At 69.9% G+C, this 1410-nt stretch carries 1 protein-coding gene and 1 pseudogene; one reads left to right on the top strand and one right to left on the bottom strand.

Translation table 11 applies throughout. From position 1 onward, the window contains the following. Positions 1–191, top strand: a 191-nt coding sequence (locus K2Z83_RS28440) for a nuclease A inhibitor family protein (protein WP_220598543.1), incomplete at its 5' end; no start/stop codon positions are given. A 184-nt stretch (positions 192–375) separates the two neighbouring features. Here the strand turns inward: K2Z83_RS28440 and K2Z83_RS28435 are convergent. Then, positions 376–1410, bottom strand: a pseudogene (locus K2Z83_RS28435) (hypothetical protein); the annotation flags it as partial.

Raw genomic sequence — 1410 nt, 5'->3', positions numbered from 1 at the left:
GCCACCCGTGGATGTCTGCGGCGGAGCTGGAGGCCGCAGATCGCTTCGCCGCCCTGCGGGCCGAGGTTGAGGCGCGGCTGACGGGCGCCATCTCCTGCCGGGCCGGGCGGGTCCGGGTGCGCGTGCTCATCCTCGGCGTGTCATCGCGCGGGCTGGTCGTCGGCCTCCGCACCGTCGCCGTGGAGTCCTAGCGCGAATGCAGCCGTGAGGGTGTGGGAGAGCTTCGCTCTCCCACACCCTCACTGCTGCATCGTGTTGTTGCTGGCGACAGAATTTCTTGTTGTTATGGCCAACATGGCCAGCTTCGCTGGCCATGTTGGCCATAACAACATCGGTTTTTAGGGCGACAGCCCTATGTGTGGAAGGCGGCCCGCGCTAGCGTGGCATCAGGCCGCCGAGCCCGGCCGTCACCCACCTCGGCGCGCCGGGGGCGGCCTTGGCGCTGCCGACCACGGTGAAGTACACGTCCACACGCGCGCCGCTGGCCGGGCTGCGGAAGTGAATCCCGTAGACGCCGGGGATCGCATCGGCGGGCGCGGTCAGGTCGATCGGCGGGTCGTAGCCAATCCGACCGCCGCCGTCGGCCTGCATCTGGTCGGCCAGCAGCGTGTAGGTGCCGGTCGGGTCGGTCGTCCACACCTCCAGACCCTCGCTCGGCTGGAAGCCCTGGCCGCGCACCTGGAAGGTGGTGCCCGAGCCGCCCTCGGCCGGCGTGGAGCTGCCGTGTACGCTGCTCGGGCGGGGGGTGCCCGGGCCGGCCACATAGTCGCGGGTGAGCTTGAAGGCCGCCGCCGCAATCACCTTGCTGCTCTTCCCCTCGATCACCGCGTTGTAGAAGCCCTCGGGGAGCCCGGCCGTCCCAATGATCGCCTGCGCCCCGCTGCCGATGACGGACACCTGCGCGACGTCGATCGCTGTGCTCGTGCCGTCCGGCCCGGTGACCCAGGCGCTCACACTCTCGCCATCGCTAAAGCCGTCGCCCAGCAGCACAAAGGTGGTGCCGGGCACGGCCGCCACCGGGAAGATCAGGGCGGCGCCCTGGCGCGGCAGCTGGTCGTGGACAACCACGCCGAGCTTCCCAGGGTCGCCCGGGCTGGCGGCGCTACTGATCAGGAAGTAGCCGATGGCCTGCTTGCCGCTGCGCACGCCCTGGGCGTTAAACGACCAGATCCCGGTGGGAAAGCTCGTGTCGGTCGTGATGCTGATATTGTCACCGGCGATGGAGCCGGAGCTGTCGGCGGTGGCCTGAAAGCCGGCACCGAAGGTCGACTGGTCGGGCGCGGTCAGCCAGATGCCCACCTTCTCGCCCGAGTCGAAGCCGCTGGCGTCGAAGGCGAAGCTCGTGCCGGGCGGGCCACTTGTGGGAGAGACGGTGGCGTATACGCTGGGCGGCAGAGTCGGGTCGGGGGC

Origin of the sequence: Oscillochloris sp. ZM17-4, from assembly GCF_019599295.1 — a bacterium.
In the GTDB taxonomy this organism is placed as follows: Bacteria; Chloroflexota; Chloroflexia; order Chloroflexales; family Chloroflexaceae; genus Oscillochloris.
The sequence above is the reverse complement of the archived record's forward strand: the minus strand, read 5'-3'. Positions and strand labels throughout refer to the sequence as shown.